The sequence below is a fragment of the Heyndrickxia shackletonii genome (assembly GCF_001420715.1).
GTDB lineage: Bacteria > Bacillota > Bacilli > Bacillales > Bacillaceae_C > Margalitia > Margalitia shackletonii.
Genome location: NZ_LJJC01000004.1, coordinates 2,132,270 through 2,150,660 on the forward strand (window position 1 = coordinate 2,132,270; position 18,391 = coordinate 2,150,660).

Annotated in this window: 16 protein-coding genes and 1 riboswitch; of the genes, 12 read left to right on the plus strand and 4 right to left on the minus strand. The window is 36.2% G+C overall.

Annotation, left to right across the window (positions count from 1 at the left end; translation table 11 throughout):
- The first annotated feature begins 17 nt into the window (after positions 1–17).
- Both AN964_RS10155 and panF read left to right on the plus strand, forming a co-directional pair.
- A complete protein-coding gene (locus tag AN964_RS10155) occupies positions 18–281 on the plus strand; it encodes a YhdT family protein (RefSeq protein ID WP_055739561.1) in 264 nt (87 codons plus the stop codon).
- A complete protein-coding gene (gene panF / locus AN964_RS10160; protein ID WP_055739562.1) occupies positions 281–1,729 on the plus strand; it encodes a sodium/pantothenate symporter in 1,449 nt (482 codons plus the stop codon). The genes AN964_RS10155 and panF overlap by 1 nt, the downstream gene beginning before the upstream one ends.
- A gap of 153 nt (positions 1,730–1,882) precedes the next feature.
- Here panF and bcbE read toward each other — a convergent pair whose 3' ends face one another.
- On the minus strand, positions 1,883–3,157 hold the full coding sequence (gene bcbE, locus AN964_RS10165) for a bacillibactin exporter BcbE (protein ID WP_055741213.1): 1,275 nt from the start codon (positions 3,155–3,157) through the stop codon (positions 1,883–1,885).
- 124 nt (positions 3,158–3,281) lie between these two features.
- Between bcbE and AN964_RS10170 the strand changes: the two genes are divergently transcribed.
- The 6 genes from AN964_RS10170 to AN964_RS10195 all read left to right on the plus strand — a co-directional run bounded on the left by AN964_RS10170 (position 3,282) and on the right by AN964_RS10195 (position 9,884).
- Entirely contained in the window at positions 3,282–3,920 is a 639-nt protein-coding gene (locus AN964_RS10170; RefSeq protein ID WP_055739563.1) for an MOSC domain-containing protein, read from the plus strand.
- Positions 3,921–4,241: 321 nt separating this feature from the next.
- Complete coding sequence (locus AN964_RS10175; protein ID WP_280513052.1) at positions 4,242–5,225, plus strand: ABC transporter ATP-binding protein; 984 nt, start codon at positions 4,242–4,244, stop codon at positions 5,223–5,225.
- Positions 5,222–6,190, plus strand: coding sequence for an ABC transporter ATP-binding protein (locus AN964_RS10180; RefSeq protein WP_055739565.1), 969 nt, complete (start codon positions 5,222–5,224; stop codon positions 6,188–6,190). The genes AN964_RS10175 and AN964_RS10180 overlap by 4 nt, the downstream gene beginning before the upstream one ends.
- A 49-nt stretch (positions 6,191–6,239) precedes the next feature.
- Positions 6,240–7,832: an ABC transporter substrate-binding protein gene (locus AN964_RS10185; RefSeq protein WP_055739566.1), complete on the plus strand. Its 1,593-nt coding sequence runs from the start codon at positions 6,240–6,242 to the stop codon at positions 7,830–7,832.
- A gap of 136 nt (positions 7,833–7,968) precedes the next feature.
- Positions 7,969–8,970, plus strand: a complete 1,002-nt coding sequence (locus AN964_RS10190) for an ABC transporter permease (protein WP_055739567.1) — start codon at positions 7,969–7,971, stop codon at positions 8,968–8,970.
- Between the two features lie 71 nt (positions 8,971–9,041).
- Positions 9,042–9,884, plus strand: coding sequence for an ABC transporter permease (locus AN964_RS10195; protein ID WP_126650035.1), 843 nt, complete (start codon positions 9,042–9,044; stop codon positions 9,882–9,884).
- A 144-nt stretch (positions 9,885–10,028) separates the two neighbouring features.
- Here AN964_RS10195 and AN964_RS10200 read toward each other — a convergent pair whose 3' ends face one another.
- Together AN964_RS10200 and AN964_RS10205 are read right to left on the minus strand one after the other, a co-directional pair.
- Complete coding sequence (locus AN964_RS10200) at positions 10,029–11,072, minus strand: ribonucleotide-diphosphate reductase subunit beta (RefSeq protein WP_055739569.1); 1,044 nt, start codon at positions 11,070–11,072, stop codon at positions 10,029–10,031.
- A 21-nt stretch (positions 11,073–11,093) separates the two neighbouring features.
- Positions 11,094–13,349: a ribonucleoside-diphosphate reductase subunit alpha gene (locus tag AN964_RS10205; RefSeq protein ID WP_055739570.1), complete on the minus strand. Its 2,256-nt coding sequence runs from the start codon at positions 13,347–13,349 to the stop codon at positions 11,094–11,096.
- 127 nt (positions 13,350–13,476) lie between these two features.
- Positions 13,477–13,660, minus strand: a riboswitch (cobalamin riboswitch).
- A 180-nt stretch (positions 13,661–13,840) separates the two neighbouring features.
- On the opposite strand from AN964_RS10205, the gene mnmH reads away from it, so the two are divergent.
- From mnmH to AN964_RS10220, 4 genes are all read left to right on the plus strand, one after another.
- Positions 13,841–14,929: a tRNA 2-selenouridine(34) synthase MnmH gene (gene mnmH / locus AN964_RS10210; RefSeq protein ID WP_055739571.1), complete on the plus strand. Its 1,089-nt coding sequence runs from the start codon at positions 13,841–13,843 to the stop codon at positions 14,927–14,929.
- 431 nt (positions 14,930–15,360) lie between these two features.
- Positions 15,361–15,486: a hypothetical protein gene (locus tag AN964_RS27265; protein ID WP_268888298.1), complete on the plus strand. Its 126-nt coding sequence runs from the start codon at positions 15,361–15,363 to the stop codon at positions 15,484–15,486.
- Positions 15,487–15,650: 164 nt separating this feature from the next.
- Complete coding sequence (locus AN964_RS10215; RefSeq protein WP_055739572.1) at positions 15,651–16,331, plus strand: response regulator transcription factor; 681 nt, start codon at positions 15,651–15,653, stop codon at positions 16,329–16,331.
- Entirely contained in the window at positions 16,328–17,737 is a 1,410-nt protein-coding gene (locus AN964_RS10220; protein ID WP_055739573.1) for a HAMP domain-containing sensor histidine kinase, read from the plus strand. The genes AN964_RS10215 and AN964_RS10220 overlap by 4 nt, the downstream gene beginning before the upstream one ends.
- 94 nt (positions 17,738–17,831) lie before the next feature.
- Here AN964_RS10220 and AN964_RS10225 read toward each other — a convergent pair whose 3' ends face one another.
- Positions 17,832–18,323 (minus strand): Hsp20/alpha crystallin family protein, encoded by a 492-nt coding sequence (locus AN964_RS10225; protein ID WP_055739574.1) that lies wholly within the window; start codon positions 18,321–18,323, stop codon positions 17,832–17,834.
- Positions 18,324–18,391 lie beyond the last annotated feature (68 nt).

Consider the following 18,391-nt stretch of genomic DNA (forward strand, 5'->3'; position numbering starts at 1 on the left):
AGGAGGGACTTCATAAGTTGAAAGATGATTTACGTTTTGCCATTGCAAAAAAGGAAGCTTGGATTGGAGTTGCATTGGCAATTATTCATTTTGTTTGGTGGTACGGTTTTGCTTACGGATTAGGCAAATCTAAGGTAGAAAAATATACATATATTTGGGGTTTACCGGCATGGTTTTTTTATAGCTGTATTCTTGGATTTATCGTGATTGTAATATTGGTAATTTTAACGGTAAAGTTTTTATTTAAAGAAGTTCCTTTTGAAGAAGAAGGGGAACAGTGATGAATATACAAGTAATTATCCCATTGATATTATTTCTTATTATCTTTTTTATCGTAGGTATGTTTGCTGTTAAATTCGTGAATAACTCGAATTCGTTTGTGCAGGAGTATTTTTTAGGAAACCGGCAATTCGGTGGGTTTATTTTAGCAATGACGATGGTAGCAACGTACGGAAGCGGAAGCAGCTTTATCGGTGGTCCGGGGGCAGCCTATCATTATGGGCTTGTTTGGGTGCTCCTTGCAATGAGCCAGGTGGTTACTGGTTATTTTGTATTAATGGTATTGGGAAAAAAATTTGCTATTATGGCAAGGAAGTATAATGCCATAACATTAATTGACTTTTTAAAAGCGCGTTATGATTCCCATTTTGTAAATATATTAGCCGCTATTGCCATTATAGTATTTTTGTTTTCGTCGATGATTGCCCAGTGGGTTGGCGGTGCAAGATTAATGGAATCAATATTAGGTGTATCTTATACAACTGCCTTATTTATCTTTGCAGTTTCTGTTCTTTTATACGTTATTATTGGTGGATTTCGTGCGGTCGCTTTCACAGATACGATACAAGGGATTGTCATGCTTTTGGGAACAATTATTCTTCTTGTTGCTACTATAAAGGCTGGTGGCGGACTTGAGAACATAATGGCTGATTTAAGAAAAGATAACCCTAATTTACTAAGTCCTTATGGATCTGATGGAAGCTTGACACCCTTATACATATCATCATTCTGGATTCTAGTTGGTATTGGAGTTGTAGGACTTCCACAAATTGCAATCAGAGCAATGTCTTACAAAAATGCAACAGCCATGCATAGAGCAATTATTATAGGTACTATTGTCATCGGTGTTATTATGTTTGGTATGCATTTTATCGGTGTGTTAGCCAGAGCGATTGTACCTGGTATTCAAAACGCAGATACGGTAATGCCTATTGTGACGATGAAGGTATTGCCTGCATGGGTTGCAGGAATTGTATTAGCGGCTCCGATGGCTGCAATAATGTCGACCGTTAATTCTGTATTAATTCTTGTTTCGTCCGCTATTGTAAAGGATATTTATATTGGCTATATCAATAAGAATCCGGAAGAGAAAAAAATAAAGAGTTTAAGCTTATGGGCGACAACTATTGTTGGTATTGCAGTTTTCTTTTTTGCCATTCATCCACCTAATTTATTGATATGGCTTAATTTATTTTCTTTTGGCGGGCTGGAGGCAGTATTTATTTGGCCGATTGTAATGGGGCTATATTGGAAAAATGGCAATAAATATGGCGCTATCTCCTCAATGGTAATGGGTATGGTTAGTTATATTTTATTTGATCGCTTTTATCCAAACCCGTTTGGCATGCATACAGTAGTCATTCCAATTGTACTGTCTTTCGCTACATATGTTATCGTTTCAGCATCAACCGTCCGAATAGCAAATGTAAAAAGAAGCAAATCATTTTGATTTGCTTCTTTTAGATTATAAATAAATAGTTTTTAACATATAGATTTTTTTGACTATGGTGACTGTCCCTGTGCAAGCATTGACCTAAATCGCTGTGTTTCTTTTGGTCTCGTCGAAGACAGAAATCCTAGAGTTGCAGTGCTTGCGCTTATCTTATATCGGTGAATGAGCAGGATTTTTTTCTTGCTCATTTTCTTTATTTGGTTTTATAGAGACAAAAGCCATGACAGCTGCAATAAGACAGCATACTGCTAATATTATAAACATAATCATTAAGTTATTCTTCATAAAATATGCCATCACAGGAGGACCTGCAGCAACTCCAATATAGCGCATGGAGCTATAAAAAGAAGTGATAGTACCGCGTACATTTTTTTCGATGGATTGAGTAATGAGAGCATCCAGACATGGAAGTCCTGCACCAATTCCAATACCGCAAATTAGAAAGACCACGGTTAAATAAATAAATTGATCTGATATACTAACTGCAAGAACAGACGCGCCGGCAAGGACGAGCCCGATAAAAGTAATCCATTTCATGAGTACCATATTATCTTTAATTTTTTTGCCTGCAATAAAGGATGCAAGACAAAGGCAAGCCAATGGAATGGCAAGGATAAATCCTTTTTTTACCCCATGGAAGTTATATGTATCCTCAAGCACAGAGGATAGGTAGAATAGAACAGCAAATAGGACAAACATCAAGATCGCACCAATGACAAATACAGCAAATAACCAGCGGCTGTGCTGCTGAAAAACCTCTTTTGTATTTTTAATAAAAGTTTTAAAGTCGGGTCCTTTCTTATCATTTCTCGGTTTTTTTACCAAAAAGAAAATTGCAATGACAGATATTAGGCAGAAGATCGGGATAGAAACAAAAGGTAAAAACCAAATAAACCCAGCCAAAAACGAACCTAATATCGGACTTAATACCTTACCGAATGTATTGGATGTTTCGATGACTCCTAAGGTAGCACTTACATCTTTATCCCTACGGAACATGTCACCCACTAAGGGTAAGACAATAGGAGCAGCACCTGCTGCGCCTGCCCCTTGCAGAATTCTTCCAAATAAAATGACTGAATAAGGACTGCCCATTTTCCATGCAGCCCACGCAGAGATTACACCTCCAATACCTGCCAGTATTAAGGATGGAATGATGACTACTTTTCTTCCAAAACGATCCGAAAGATAGCCTGCAATTGGAATCAAAAAGATTGCAACAATAGAATAAACCGTTATGATTAAACTGGACTGTACTTTTGAAATGTCCAGCTTTTTTTCCATAACAGGCAGTATGGGTATTAACATAGAGTTCCCTAATGTCATGATGAGGGGAATGGATGCAATCGATACAATTGCCCATCGTTTATCGCGCATTTCATCTTGGTTTGCATCGTTTTTTAAAGTATTATTTACATGTTCCATCATTAAATTCCTCTCTTATGTTATATCTTTAATATTTACATTTTTGTTTTTTTTATGATGGAATAAAAGTACAACTTTTTTTGATTGTAAAATATATACATATTTGAAGGGCGGGGGAAAAAGTATGGAAATCAAGAGTCTCAATATTGGATTGCCGAAAACACAAATGTTTAGGCAAGAGCAGTATATGACAGGTATCGATAAAAAGCCAATACAAAGAGGTTGGTTATCGAAAAACGGTTTTGAAAACGATGGGGTTGCTAATACAGATTTTCATGGCGGGCCAGACCGGGCTGTTTGCTTTTATGTTTTTGAGCATTATAAAGATTGGGAACAAGAATTTAATTGTGTATTACCCTTTCCTTCATTTGGAGAAAATATAACGGTTTCCGGAATGGATGAAAAAAATATTTGCATTGGAGATATTTTTCAAATTGGCGAGGCAGTCATTCAAATTATACAAGGTCGCATCCCTTGTGCAACGATATCTAAGCATAATAATATTGATGTTTTTTTGCAAAGAATTATCGAGACCTGCAGAACAGGTTATTTTGCACGAGTATTAAAAGAAGGGATGATTGCAAATGATTCAAAAATAATTTTATTAAACGAACATCCTTTAAAAGTAAGTGTTAAATTTACTATCGAAACTTTTTTCCATTGCTTGGAAGAAGAGCGGATCAAGAAAATCCTACAGGTTAATGAATTGGCGGAAGCGATGCGAAATAAATTCTCCAAGAGGCTTTTGAAATTAAAAATATAATGATGGCATATATTCAAAATTTATAAACAATATTTAGGAGTTTCTCTTATTTCTTTAAGAGGAATTCCTTTTTTTATGTAAAAATCAATCAAGATCAATTAAAAAATCCTTCATTGAAAAGATGAAAAAATATAACAAATATAAGTTTTCGACATTTAATTACATAATATTCAGTATAAAAGGTATTTTCAAATGATTAAAATAAATGTAAACTATTAAAAAACAACCTATTAATTCATACATATTTTTTTAGACAGGCATATGTGAAAATAGCTAATTATTTTCTGCAAGAGTAAAGCACCGATGAAGGGGGCATTAAATGTGGAGAATCCAGTTTTAGAGGTACATGGGTTAAACACTTCGTTCGTAACAGATAATGGAGTTATTCCTGTTGTAAATGATATTGATTTTGTCGTAAATCGACGAGAGGTTGTTGGTATTGTGGGAGAGTCAGGGTGTGGAAAAAGTGTAACATCTTTATCCATCATGGGGCTCGTACCAACGTCAAATGGAAAAGTGAACGGGAAAATTGTTTTTAACGGTGAGAACTTAATAAACAGTTCTGAGAAACGGATGCGCAGTATACGCGGTAATGAAATTGCAATGATCTTCCAGGAGCCAATGACAAGTTTAAACCCGGTTTTTACCATCGGCGACCAATTAATAGAGGCAGTAAAAATTCATAGAAAATGGCCAAAGAAAAAAGCAAAGGAACATGCAATCGATATGCTAAAAAAAGTTGGACTGCCCAGGACGGAAGAATTAATGAAGGAATATCCCCATCAACTATCCGGAGGCATGAGACAAAGGGTAATGATTGCAATGGCAATGCTTTGTGAACCAAAGCTGTTAATCGCCGATGAGCCAACAACTGCTTTGGATGTGACGATTCAGGCGCAAATTCTTGATTTAATGAAAAAATTAAATAAAGAGACGGATACCGCGATAATTATGATTACACATGACCTTGGTGTTGTAGCACAAATGTGTGAAAGAATTATCGTGATGTATAGCGGGAAAATTGTTGAAGAGGCGGATGTTCGCACCCTTTTCAAATCTCCAAAACATCCTTATACTGTCGGATTAATTAAATCTATTCCAGATATGCGAACGAAAAAAGACCGATTAGACTCGATAACTGGCAATGTGCCGAAACCTGGTTCGATAGAATTTGGCTGTCATTTTGCACCAAGATGTCCTCATGCTTTTAAACGTTGTCTAACAGAAACACCGGAGTTAAAAAGCTTGCCAAATGGACAAAAAATTAGGTGTTTTCTTCACGATGATACGGAGGTAGCACAATGACAATAGAACCGCTGATTAAAATAGAGAACCTTAAAAAATCTTTTCCAATCCAAGGTGGAGTTTTTGGAAAGAAAGTAGGAGAGGTAAAGGCCGTTGATGATATATCATTTTTCATTCAAAAAGGCGAAACTTTAGGGCTTGTCGGGGAAAGTGGGTGTGGCAAATCTACGACTGGCAGGATGATTTTAAGGCTTTTAGAACCTACCAGTGGAAAAATCAGTTTTGAGGGAAAAGATATTACAAGTTTTTCTCATACGGAATTACGAAAAATACGGAGCCAGATGCAAATGATTTTTCAAGATCCGTTTGCATCATTGAATCCTAGACATACAGTAGAAAAAATACTAGAAGAACCATTAATCGTTCATGGTGTGAAGGATAAGAAAGCAAGAAAAAGAAAAGTAAAAGAATTACTAGAAATAGTAGGATTAAACGAATCTCATTTAAAACGTTATCCGCATCAATTCAGTGGTGGGCAAAGACAGAGAATTGGCATTGCTAGGGCTTTAATACTTAATCCAAAACTAATTATTGCGGATGAACCAGTATCTGCTTTGGATGTTTCTATCCAGGCACAGGTATTAAATCTATTAAAAGATTTACAAAAAAACTTTGACCTTACTTATTTATTTATAGCACATGATCTAGGGGTTGTTCGCCATATTAGTGACCGGGTAGGTGTGATGTATCTTGGTAGAATAGTAGAACTTGCAGATAGTGAAGATGTATACACGAATCCTAAACACCCATATACTGAAGCGCTTTTATCAGCCGTTCCAATTCCAGATGTCGATTTTCAAAAAGAAAGAATCATTCTACAGGGTGATGTGCCAAGCCCGGCAAACCCTCCTAAAGGGTGTGCATTTCATACGCGCTGTCCATATGCAATGGATAAATGTCAAAGTGAGAAACCTGTTTTTAAAGAGGTCGAGAAAGGCCATTTTACCGCATGTCATCTTCATTGAAGATTGAACATACCATTAATACGTAAAACCAAAAAAAGGGGGAACAAAGATGAAGAAAAAATTGTGGGGAGTTTTCATATTAATCCTCATTCTTTCGCTTGCTTTGATGGGTTGCGGCTCTTCCAAAACAAGTGGTGGAAAAACTACTGGGAAACAGAAAATATTGGTTTATGCAAGAGGGGGAGATGCTGTTAAGCTTGATCCAGCAGCAGTAACAGATGGTGAATCTCTGATTGTTGCAGAACAAATTTTTGAAACATTAGTGAAATTCAATAAAGAAACTACAGAAATCGAACCTTCACTTGCCAAGTCATGGGAAATCTCTCCAGACGGAAAAACATATACGTTTGAACTCGAACAAGGAGTTAAATTCCAAGATGGTACAGATTTCAATGCAGATGCTGTCGTGAAAAACTTTGATCGATGGGCAAATGGAAACGTGGATAAATTTCCTTATTACCAATCACAGTTTGGCGGTTACAAAGGCGAGCCAGCTGCTGTTATCAAAGAAGTTAAGGCATTAGATACGAACAAAGTTCAGTTTACTCTTTTCCGTGCTCAAGCACCATTTTTGAAAAATCTTGCGATGACACCATTTTCGATTTCAAGTCCTGCTGCAATCGATAAGTGGGGAGATAAATACATTGAGCATCCTGTTGGTACGGGACCTTTTAAATTTGAAAGCTGGAAACGTGATGATGCTATTACGGTTGTGAAAAATGATAAATATTGGCAAAAAGGATTGCCGAAAGTAGATAAAGTTATTCTGAAAGTTATAAAAGATAACTCCGCTAGATTGAATGCTTTAATTAAAGGCGATGTGGATTTAATTGATGGTTTAAATCCAAGTGATGCTGAAAAAGTTAGTTCCGATAAAAATCTGCAATTATTTAAACGCCCATCTATGAACCTTGGTTATCTTGGTTTTAATGTAAAGAAAAAGCCTTTTGATAATCCGAAAGTAAGAATTGCTTTAAGCCATGCTGTTAACAAAGAAGCTCTGATTCAAAACTTCTACGGTGGATCGGCAATTCCAGCAAAGAATCCAATTCCACCTTCAGTTAGTGGATATAATGATGCCATTCAAGATTATGACTTTAATTTAGATGAAGCGAAAAAATTACTCGCTGAAGCAGGTTATAAGGATGGATTTAGTGTAGATTTATGGACAATGCCAGTGGTGCGTCCATATATGCCAAATGGTCAAAAAGTAGCCGAAGCAATTCAAGCCGATTTTGCAAAAATTGGTGTAAAAGCGAAAATTGTTACTATGGAATGGGGTACTTATCTAGAAAAGCTTGCAAAAGGGGAAGCTCCTATATATATCGTTGGTTGGACAGGTGATAATGGAGACGCAGATAACTTCCTATATGCGTTGTTAGATAAAGATGCTATTGGTTCCAACAACAACTCACAGTATTCAAATGACGAAGTTCATAAATTGTTAATTCAAGCGCAAACAGAAACAGACGAAAATAAACGAAATGAGCTTTACAAACAAGCTCAGGTTATTATTCATCAGGATGCTCCATGGGTTCCAATAGCGCATTCTACACCTTTGCTTGCTGGAAAAAGTACAATTAAAGGATTTTTCCCGCACCCAACAGGTTCACAAAGCTTTGCGGATGTGTCGATAGACTAACCGAATAGGGGAGGAGTTTACTCTTCCCCGTTTTTAAATAGGAGTTTAATAGTTTCTTTTTTTTAGTTATAAAAGCATGCCTGCACCTAAGTTTATGTTGTAGGGACAATACATAATATGGAAGGGAGAAGTAATAATGGTTGCCTATTCAATTCGTCGATTATTTATGCTTATTCCAGTCCTTTTTGGGATGGCGATCATTGTCTTTTCGTTAATCCATGCTATTCCAGGAAATCCTGCTCAAATGATCCTTGGTCAACATGCGACTAAGGAATCTATAGCAGCATTGACGAAACAGCTCGGGCTTGATCAACCCCTGTATTTACAATTTTTTCATTATATACGGGATCTACTTAGTGGTAATTTAGGAACTTCATTAAAAACACAAACACCAATAAATCAAGAAATTTGGCCATACCTTTGTGCAACGATTGAATTATCCGTTGTGGCATTGATAATAGCAATTATCGTTGGAGTGAATGCAGGAATTATTTCTGCCTGGTTTCAAAACTCATGGTTTGATTATATTGCAATGCTCTTAGCACTTGTTGGAGTATCCATGCCGATATTCTGGCTAGGTTTAATGGAACAATATACTTTTTCCATCCATTTTAATTTATTGCCGACAACTGGTCGTGATGATATTCGTGATCCTGTTCAAGCTATTACAAATCTATATTTAATAGATACATTATTAGAAGGCAGGTTTGACCAGTTTATTGTAGTTATCAAGCATTTAATTTTGCCAAGTGTGGCATTAGCTACCATTCCAATGGCGATAATTGCAAGGATGACAAGATCCAGTATGCTGGAGGTTATGCGCTCTGATTATATACGAACAGCGAGAGCGAAAGGGTTAAGAATGTTTTGGGTTGTATATAAGCACTCTTTGAAAAATGCTTTTATTCCAGTTTTAACCGTTATTGGCTTGCAAACAGGATTATTATTGGGCGGAGCAATATTAACGGAAACCATCTTTGGATGGCCAGGAATCGGAGGATATATATATGATGCAATTCAATCTAGAGATTACCCTGTCATTCAATCTGGAATATTAGTTGTTGCACTTATTTTTGTCTTTATTAATTTAATTGTAGATTTACTCTATGCTGCCATCGACCCACGGATTAAATATTAAATATTGGGAGGTAGATCTAATTGCCTGAATTATCAACTACTGTTAAGCAGAAACCTCTTGTTGAAGAGCAAATGATATCTCCGTGGCGAGAGGGTTGGAAAAATTTTAAGAAAAATAAGGTTGCCTTAATTGGGTTATTCATTGTCGTATTCTTTATCTTAATAGCTATACTTGCAAATTATATAGCACCATATGGATTCAATGAACAGCAATTTAAGGACAAGCATTTACCGCCTTCCGCTAAGCATTGGTTTGGTACGGATGATTTTGGACGAGATATATTTAGTAGGGTAATCTTTGGAGCAAGAATATCTTTATCTGTTGGATTTGGCTCGGTCGTTGGCTCAGCAATCATTGGTTCTTTTCTTGGTATTATTGCGGGATATTATGGAAAATGGCTGGATGCCATTATTTCAAGGATATTTGATATATTACTGGCATTTCCAAGTATTTTACTTGCTATCGCAATTGTGGCTATGCTTGGTCAATCTTTACAAAATGCTTTGATTGCGATTGCAATTATTAATGTACCAACGTTCGGAAGACTTTTAAGGGCAAGAGTACTTTCGGTAAAAGAAGAAGAGTATATTACCGCAGCGAAGGCGATTGGAATGAAGGATAGTCGGATTTTATTGCACCATGTTCTTCCAAATAGCTTGGCGCCTATTATTGTTCAAGGATCGTTAGCTATTGCGACTGCCATTATTGAAGCGGCAGGACTCGGTTTCCTTGGATTAGGCGCACAGCCCCCAACCCCAGAGTGGGGTAAAATGTTATCTGATTCAAAAGATTTTATTATTCAAGCACCTTGGACTGTCTTCTTTCCAGGGATAGCTATAATGCTTACGGTATTAGGCTTTAACTTAATGGGGGACGGATTAAGGGATGCCTTAGATCCAAGAATGAAAAATTAATAGGAATATAACATATGTAAGTGTCTTATTTATCCGTTAGTAGATAGGCGTCTATAGCTGGACGCAGACATTACAAAAAATTATCCGTAAGTAAGGACAATAAAAAACAGCAAAGTTTCTATTTGCTGTTTTTTTTGATACCTTTTAAAGTTCATCAAATCCATTATCTATATTTACTTTCGTATATTGTCTCGATTTTTGCTCGAAGAAATCAGATTTTCCGAAGTCTACTTCTTCATATGCTTTAATCCATCGTAAAGGGTTAGAGCGGATATTTGGGAATGGCCTGTTAAACCCTAACTGATTGCACCTGACATTTGCGTAGAATTTAATATAATCTTCCAAATCGGATAATAGAATCCCGTCCATTTTATTTCCTATAATATGCCTTGCCCAATTTATTTCTAATTCTGCTGCTTTGGTAAAAGTTTCTTCCACATAATGACGTAATTCATCTGTTGCATATTCTGGATATTCTTGTAAAACTTCTTTGAAGATCTTAACAAATAAATCAACATGTAAATGCTCATCCCGATTAATATAATTAATCATGGTAGAGGTAGCTACCATCTTTTGGTTTCTGGCAAGATTATAGAAAAAGGCAAACCCAGAATAGAAAAATAACCCTTCGAGAATTACATCATACACGATGGATTTTAAAAAATTATCGATTGTTGGATTATTTGCAAATGCTTCATATCCATTAGTAACAAATTCATTCCGTTGTATTAAAGTAGGTTCTGTTCGCCAAAATTCAAATACTTCATCTTGGGTTTGCTTGGAAACAATACTTGATAAAACATAGGAATACGAATGATTATGAATAACCTCCTGTTGTGCCAGGATAATCATAAGGGCATTTAAACTGGAATCAGTTAGATAATCAGCTACTTTTCCTGCATAATCTGTTTGAACACTATCCAATAGCGCAAGTAAACCGATAATTTTTAAAAAGGCATTTTGTTCATCATCTGATAAATTTGGAAACTGCTTAATATCCTGAGACATATTAATTTCAAATGGAGTCCAGAAATTAGCAAGCATTCGTTTATATTTTGGGAATGCCCAAGAAAAGCGTACATCATCCCAATTAAGAATATTGGAAGACTTCCCGTTAATAATCGAAGTGGACCGGTTTGGTGCGGTTTTATCCATTAATTTTCTCTTTTGAATCATAACAGAACTCATTTTTTTCATCTCCTAACCAATTTAGCTCGAGCATGAATCGCATTCTTCCAGAATAGAAGAGGTTGACCTTACGTAATAAGTTGTTTTTAATTTACTTTTCCATGCAGTTAAATGTAACTCTAGTAAATCCTTTGCTTTTATTGTATTTTGTACATATAAATTAAATGAGATTGATTGATCAATATGCTTTTGACGGGCTGCATTTTGCTGAATGCTCCACTTTTGATCAATAAAATAGGCTGATTTATAATACCAAGTCGTTGCTGGGCTTAAATCAGGAGCGGTAACAGGGATTTTATAGTCTTTCTTTTCTTCTGCATAAAATTTATGGAAAATTGGATCGATACTGGCTTTGCTTCCAGCAATAATGGAAGTTGATGAATTGGGAGCGACCGCCATTAAATAGCCGTTTCTCATTCCAAATTGCTGTATATCCTTGTACAATCTATCCCAAGCACAGGAAGAAGAGTTGTTTTCTAAATATCCTTTTCGAAAGAAATACTCACCTGTATCCCATTCGGAGCCTTTAAAGACTGGATAGGAGCCTTTTTCTTTCGCTAATTCCATACTTGCTTGGATAGTAAGGAAGGCGATTTTTTCATATAGCCGATCAGCATATTGAACTGCATCCTCGCTTTCCCACTTTATTTTTTTCAATGCTAATAAATGATGCCACCCAAATGTTCCAAGTCCAATCGCGCGGTATTTTTGGTTCGTTAATTTTGCCTGTAAAACAGGAATGTCATTTAAATCAATCACATTGTCCAACATTCGTACTTGAATCGGAATTAATCTCTCTAAAATATTGGCGGGAACAGCCAGCCCTAGATTGATAGAAGATAAATTACAAACTACAAAATCACCAGGCTGTTTTTCAATTATGATTTTTCCATCTTGTGTATATTGAGTAATGATATTCGTTGTACTTTGATTTTGCATAATTTCTGTACATAGATTACTTGAATAGATCATTCCTTGATGTTTATTTGGATTTTTACGATTAACCTCGTCCCGATAAAAGACAAATGGTCCGCCAGTTTCTAACTGGCTCTTCATAATACTTTTCATGATTTCGATTGCTGGAACGACAGTTTTAGAAAGGGTTTCGTGTTGAACACACTCCCAATACTTAGTACGGAATGAGCCGCTTCCGCTTGTTTCATCGTAATAATCCTCAAGAGAATACCCCATAACTTGTCTTATCTCATGCGGATCGAATAAGTACCAATCACCGCGTATTTCTACCTGCTCCATAAATAAGTCAGGAAGGCATACACCAGTAAATAAATCATGTGTGCGATATCGTTCATCCCCATTATTCAATTTGGCATCAAGAAAAGAAGAAATATCCTTATGCCATATATCCAGATACACACAAATGGCACCTTTTCTTTGTCCGAGCTGATCGACACTCACTGCAATATTATTTAATTGTTTCATCCAAGGAAGAACGCCGGAAGATGCTCCGACAAATCCTTTAATCGCACTTCCGCGGCTTCGTATCTTACCTAAATAGACTCCGATTCCACCGCCGTTTTTTGATAGATTGGCAATATCAGTGTTGCTGTCAAAGATTCCTTGTAAACTGTCTTCTACCGTATCAATAAAGCAGCTCGATAATTGCCCATAGTTTTTTCCTGCATTCGAAAGGGTAGGGGTGGCAACCGTCATATAAAGATTACTTAGTGCCCAATAGGCTTCTTCCACAAGCTTTAAACGGCTTTCTTTCGGTTCATTGATCATTAATTGCATAGCAATAATCATCCATCTTTCCTGTGGAAGCTCGAATACATTTTTATGATGATCAGTCGCTAAATAGCGGTCTGCCAATGTACGTATTCCTATGTATGTGAAGAGTTGGTCTTTGTGATAATCCATTTTGCTGGCTAATTGATGTATTTCGTCTACTGAATAGCAATCTAGCAGGCAGCGGTTATAGATGCCTTCTTCTGTTAAAGTTTCTAACAAACCATAAAAATTACCATACCTGACTTTATAGGAATATTCTCTATTTTGCGCTGCCTTGTAATAAAGATATTCCATATAAAAGTGAGCAGCATCGTATGTCCAGAAGATTTCTTCCTCATTTAATCGAGATAGGCAATCTAATATAATTTGCTGAACCCACTCGTCCTCTGATATCCAAGGCTTTTGCTCTAATAAGTTTTGTGCGAAAGAATAAACCGGGTGGAAACGTTCGTCTGCTTCTGCTTTTTCTACTAGAATGGATAAGATATGACGGTTCCAATTTTCAATCTCTGTAATCGTAGTTCCCATTTATTTTCCCCCTATAAAAAAATAAGATCTGCCCGAAGGATGAGCAGATCAAACGATAGGAAAAAAGAACATACATAGTCATAGACGTTTTAACTATCGTTTCATCTCCCCAATCCCCGAGGAATCGAAACTTTATCATGTGAAGGCAGGTCTCCTGACTTGTGTGCAGCCTACTAAAGGACCTTCCCGCATCGAGCGGATGCAGTGGTCTATCCTTTTTCGTTCACACTTACAGTTGCGGGGACAGTTTCGGATTCTCACCGAATTCCCTATTAAGTCCATCTATGGACACCCTTACATGAAGTTAATTTCAATATATAGTTTTGAAAATGAATTTAATTAGCATATATTGTGTTTTATATTAACATATCAAAAGTAAATTCACAACTATCATTTTGCAAAAGAATTCCATAAATTGATACTCTTGTTTAAACACAATAAGGAATTGGATATGATAAAATGAAAGGGAAGAGTATTGGAGGAATGAATTTATGTCACAAGATATAACAGTAGAAGAGTGGCTTGATGAAAAGGATAAATATGTAACAATGGATGTTCGCTCACCATTAGAATTTTCCGAGAGTGCTATTCCCCATTCTATTAATATTCCCATCTTTTCAAATGAAGAACGAGCAGAAATTGGGACCTTATATAAACAGGTTGGTGCAAATGCGGCAAAATGGAGGGCGATGGAGGTTGTTGCTCCAAAGATACCGCATTTAATGAAGAAAATTAAGGAAATAGAAGAGTCCGGAAAGAAGCCTTTAATCTATTGCTGGAGAGGTGGTATGCGCAGTGGATCCGTTGCACAATTTGCTACTTTTTCAGGACTTCATGTCTATAGATTAAAAGGCGGTTATCGTGCATATCGAAAAAAATCTTTAGAATTGATTCCAGATTTACTTCCAGGTAAAGCAGTAATTTTACATGGTATGACCGGAACAGGGAAAACACAAATATTACAAAATTTAAAAAAGCTCGGGTTTCCCGTTCTGGATCTCGAACAAATGGCCAACCATAAGGGATCTCTATTTGGTGCCATTGATGGCAGAAAACCCCATAATCAAAAAACATTTGACGGTCTATTATTTGAAGAGCTGCTTTCCTTACAGAATTCCCATTACGTAATAATGGAAGGGGAAAGCAAAAGAATTGGACATGCTGTGCAGCCTGATTCTTTACTTGCTTTAAGGGATAATGCTTTGCATATTTATGTTTCAGGTTCCGAGGAAGCAAGAATCCAAAGAATTTATGCGGAATATGTTCAGCCAAATAAAAACAACCAAGAATTTAAAGAAAATGTTCGTTCGGCGTTACAATATGTAAGAAAAAGAATGAAGTCATCCGAATGGTGCCACATAATCTTTAAAGCGTTGGAAGAAAATAATTTTATGAAGTTGGTAGAACTTTTAATGAGAGACTATTATGACCCGCAGTATCTTCATAAAGAAGACATCTATATTAGCAAATCGGAAAAAGTGGTTAGCGATAATATTAATATTGCAACAGATGAAGTAATCAATATTTTAAAATCTCATCATTTAATCGGTGAAACGGATATCCATTCCGTTAAAAGTTAGGTGGAAATTTCATTTTCTCATGATTTTCTAATCTTCCTTTCATGAAAATATAGGAAAGTTTTCGTAAAATCATCGTTGAGTCGGTTCGACTCCCCTTATTATTTTACTCATTATAAAGTTCCTTCTTTAAATCCGGCTTGCAAAATAGCCGGTGTTTTTTTATGTCTAGCATCAGCGCCTATCGGCTAGTGGATATTTCCGACTCCTCTCTACGATAAGTCAACATCAGTTGAAAATGGAAGTGCTATTTTCATTTGTTCGTGAACTACCTTACTGTGTTTCCTTTATCTCGAGGTGAGCGACTACGAAATCCATACGCCGATAAGCAAGGCGCTTCAGCTTTTATTTTTATCCAGAATTTATAAAATTTTAATCTTATTCTCATGATAAGTTGATAAAGTAAAGGTTGAACAATAAAGGAGGCGAATAAAATGTGGGTACGTTTTATCCCAATCGTATTCTTTAGTTTGACAGCAGTGTCACTAGTTGCCTTTCAGTCAATTGAAATTGTTCATGCATTTATTAACTTCATTTCTTCTAAGACAAATATTAAATAATGATCCATGATTTTAGCAAAACGTCCTTTATGGAAAGAATCTTCCGCCGATTAGTTTTGGAGGAAGTATTTCTTTTTTTGGGGAAAATAACCTATGAATTTGTCATGAACGAATTGTTTACAGTAAACTTAAGTAAATACTTGAAGTTTTAGTAGGTGAAATAGATGAAGAAAATTTTACTCATTGAAGACGAAAAAAATTTATCACGCTTTATTGAGCTCGAATTAAAGCATGAGGGGTATCAAGTGAAGGTATCTTATGACGGAAGGGAAGGGCTCCAATTTGCTTTGGAAGACGAGTGGGATGTTATTTTGCTCGATTTGATGCTTCCTAGCTTAAATGGCTTGGAAGTATGCAGAAGGGTGCGTCAGGAAAAAGAAACCCCAATTATCATGATAACAGCTCGTGATAGTGTAATGGATCGTGTTTCCGGTCTTGATCATGGTGCAGATGATTACATAATAAAACCATTTGCCATCGAGGAATTGCTTGCAAGACTGCGAGCGATTGTTCGCAGAATCGAGTCACATGAAACACATTCGAACATGACCAGTTATCATTATAGAGATTTAAATGTGGAAAAAGAAAGCAGAATGGTAAAGAAAAAAGATCAAGTGATAGATGTAACAAAGCGAGAATATGATTTGTTGTTGACCCTTCTCGAAAATAAAAATATCGTCATGACACGCGAGGCTCTACTGAATAAGGTATGGGGCTATGAGACAGAAGTAGAGACGAATGTCGTGGATGTATATATACGTTATTTACGGAATAAAATTGATGACCCTGGTGAAGAAAGCTATATACAAACAGTACGTGGTACGGGGTATGTGATGCGTGAATGAATTACTTACGAAGCTGGTATCATAAAAGTTCATTAAAGGTTAAGTGGTCGCTTGGCGGAAGTGCCGCCATTTTTTTTACTTTTTTCATTTTTAGCTCTATTCAATATACGGTTATCAGGCAGGTCATGTTACATGAAGAAGCCACTAATATCAGCCAGGAATTAAGTGAAATTATTAATTTTTATAAAAATCGTCCTTTTAGCTCTATGGAAGATATTCAAAACAATTCTGATATTATCAAACAATTACTTGAAAAGGATCAAACTTTATATGTTCTTAATCAGAAATTGCAAGGTTTTGCAATTTCAAAAACGGATAATAAAAAGCCAAAGTCCCTTATCGAATACGAGCCTGTTAAAGAAAAAACGGTTGATCTTACTACGATAGATGGAAGGAAAATATACGTAGGACGTGCTCCAATTGTTTCAAATGGTTTTAGCGGATATATAGGTGTGGTTGATCCACTTACAAGATACCATCAAATGATGACAAGTTTATTTTTAATCATGTCTATTTTAGGTGCAGTATCTTTATTGTTAAGTGGGTTAGTCGGTTTTTTAATGGCGGAGAGTTTTTTAAAGCCTATGAAAAAGCTTTCCGATACGATGAAAAGTATTCGTAAAAAAGGTTTTCAGGAACGAATGGAACCTAGCGAGTCACAGGATGAAATGGGAGAGTTAACCAATATCTTTAACGAAATGATGGATCGGATTGAGCTATCCTTCAATCAGCAAAAACAATTTGTGGAGGATGCTTCTCACGAATTAAGGACGCCGGTGCAAATCATGGAAGGACATTTGAATCTATTAAATCGTTGGGGAAAAAATGATCCGGATATTTTAAATGAATCCCTTCAAGCTTCTCTTCAGGAGCTTGGCAGAATGAAAAATTTAGTTCAGGAGCTTTTAGATTTATCAAAAGTGGAACAAGTTGAAAACAAGTCCGCTTTTCAAAATACGGTGGTTATTAAGACTTTAAACAGGGTTGTGAAGAATTTTGAATTAATTCATGAGGATTTCGATTTTTTACTTCATTATGATCAACTGGAAAATGGCATTGTTAGGATGAGTGAAAATCATTTTGAACAGATAATGATCATCTTGCTGGACAATGCTGTGAAGTATTCTGAGCAAATTAAGAAAGTCGACATTATTGTCGAAGAAAGCAAGGAAGATATTAAGATCACGGTGAAGGATTATGGAGTAGGGATACCTGAAAAGGATTTACCGAAAATATTCCATCGTTTTTACCGTGTGGATAAAGCACGCAGCCGCGCAAAAGGCGGAAACGGTTTAGGGCTAGCCATTGCCAAAAATTTAGTGGAAGGATATTCTGGAACGATTAGTGCATCCAGCACTCTAGGAGAAGGAACCAGCATATCATTAACTTTACCACATCATATTTAAGGCCGATGAAACATTCATCGGCCTTTTAGAATTTTCAGTTATCGAAAGAATTTTGTTTTTGTTTGATTCTGGCGCTTTAAGCCAAAAGAATTTCTTATAATCTCTCTGATACATCTACTTCAGTATATTGCATATCGACACTCTTCGGCATTTTTACTTCCAAGATTTCATCTTTATATTGGGCAGTTGTTCCTTTCTTCTTGACAAGTGCTGGTAAAGTGATGGTATCTCTGTTTCCATCGGAACTGTTTTCAATGATTAATTGATTAGAAGTATGGTAAATTTTTATATTATGAATCATTTCCTCATTAATCGGAATGCGTACATAAACATCATCAAAGGTTTCAAATACACTTGCTTGCACGTTTGTTGGTGATGGATTATTTGATTGTTGATTACTCTGCGGAAAAAGAGAGGATGCTCTTGAAAGCATATCATTATGATCAAACATTCCTTGCCACTCTTTTGGCATGAATTGGGCAATCATATTTTGTACACCTTTTTCCATTTCTTGGGGGTTCATTTGCTTGAATAATTTAGTCATATCACTATTAAAGGGGAACATATTCCACGGAAACAAGGACATCACCCACTTCCTTCCAAAACTCTTACGACACCAACTCCAATGTATAATGTAATATATGCATTTGCCCA

Excerpts from the sequence above, each read along its gene's own strand:
- panF (WP_055739562.1), top strand. The coding sequence starts at position 281 with ATGAATATACAAGTAATTATCCCATTGATATTATTTCTTATTATCTTT.
- bcbE (WP_055741213.1), bottom strand. The coding sequence starts at position 3,157 with ATGGAACATGTAAATAATACTTTAAAAAACGATGCAAACCAAGATGAA.
- AN964_RS10170 (WP_055739563.1), top strand. The coding sequence starts at position 3,282 with ATGGAAATCAAGAGTCTCAATATTGGATTGCCGAAAACACAAATGTTT.
- AN964_RS10180 (WP_055739565.1), top strand. The coding sequence starts at position 5,222 with ATGACAATAGAACCGCTGATTAAAATAGAGAACCTTAAAAAATCTTTT.
- AN964_RS10185 (WP_055739566.1), top strand. The coding sequence starts at position 6,240 with ATGAAGAAAAAATTGTGGGGAGTTTTCATATTAATCCTCATTCTTTCG.
- AN964_RS10190 (WP_055739567.1), top strand. The coding sequence starts at position 7,969 with ATGGTTGCCTATTCAATTCGTCGATTATTTATGCTTATTCCAGTCCTT.
- AN964_RS10195 (WP_126650035.1), top strand. The coding sequence starts at position 9,042 with ATGATATCTCCGTGGCGAGAGGGTTGGAAAAATTTTAAGAAAAATAAG.
- AN964_RS10200 (WP_055739569.1), bottom strand. The coding sequence starts at position 11,072 with ATGAGTTCTGTTATGATTCAAAAGAGAAAATTAATGGATAAAACCGCA.
- AN964_RS10205 (WP_055739570.1), bottom strand. The coding sequence starts at position 13,349 with ATGGGAACTACGATTACAGAGATTGAAAATTGGAACCGTCATATCTTA.
- mnmH (WP_055739571.1), top strand. The coding sequence starts at position 13,841 with ATGTCACAAGATATAACAGTAGAAGAGTGGCTTGATGAAAAGGATAAA.
- AN964_RS27265 (WP_268888298.1), top strand. The coding sequence starts at position 15,361 with ATGTGGGTACGTTTTATCCCAATCGTATTCTTTAGTTTGACAGCAGTG.
- AN964_RS10215 (WP_055739572.1), top strand. The coding sequence starts at position 15,651 with ATGAAGAAAATTTTACTCATTGAAGACGAAAAAAATTTATCACGCTTT.
- AN964_RS10220 (WP_055739573.1), top strand. The coding sequence starts at position 16,328 with ATGAATTACTTACGAAGCTGGTATCATAAAAGTTCATTAAAGGTTAAG.
- AN964_RS10225 (WP_055739574.1), bottom strand. The coding sequence starts at position 18,323 with ATGTCCTTGTTTCCGTGGAATATGTTCCCCTTTAATAGTGATATGACT.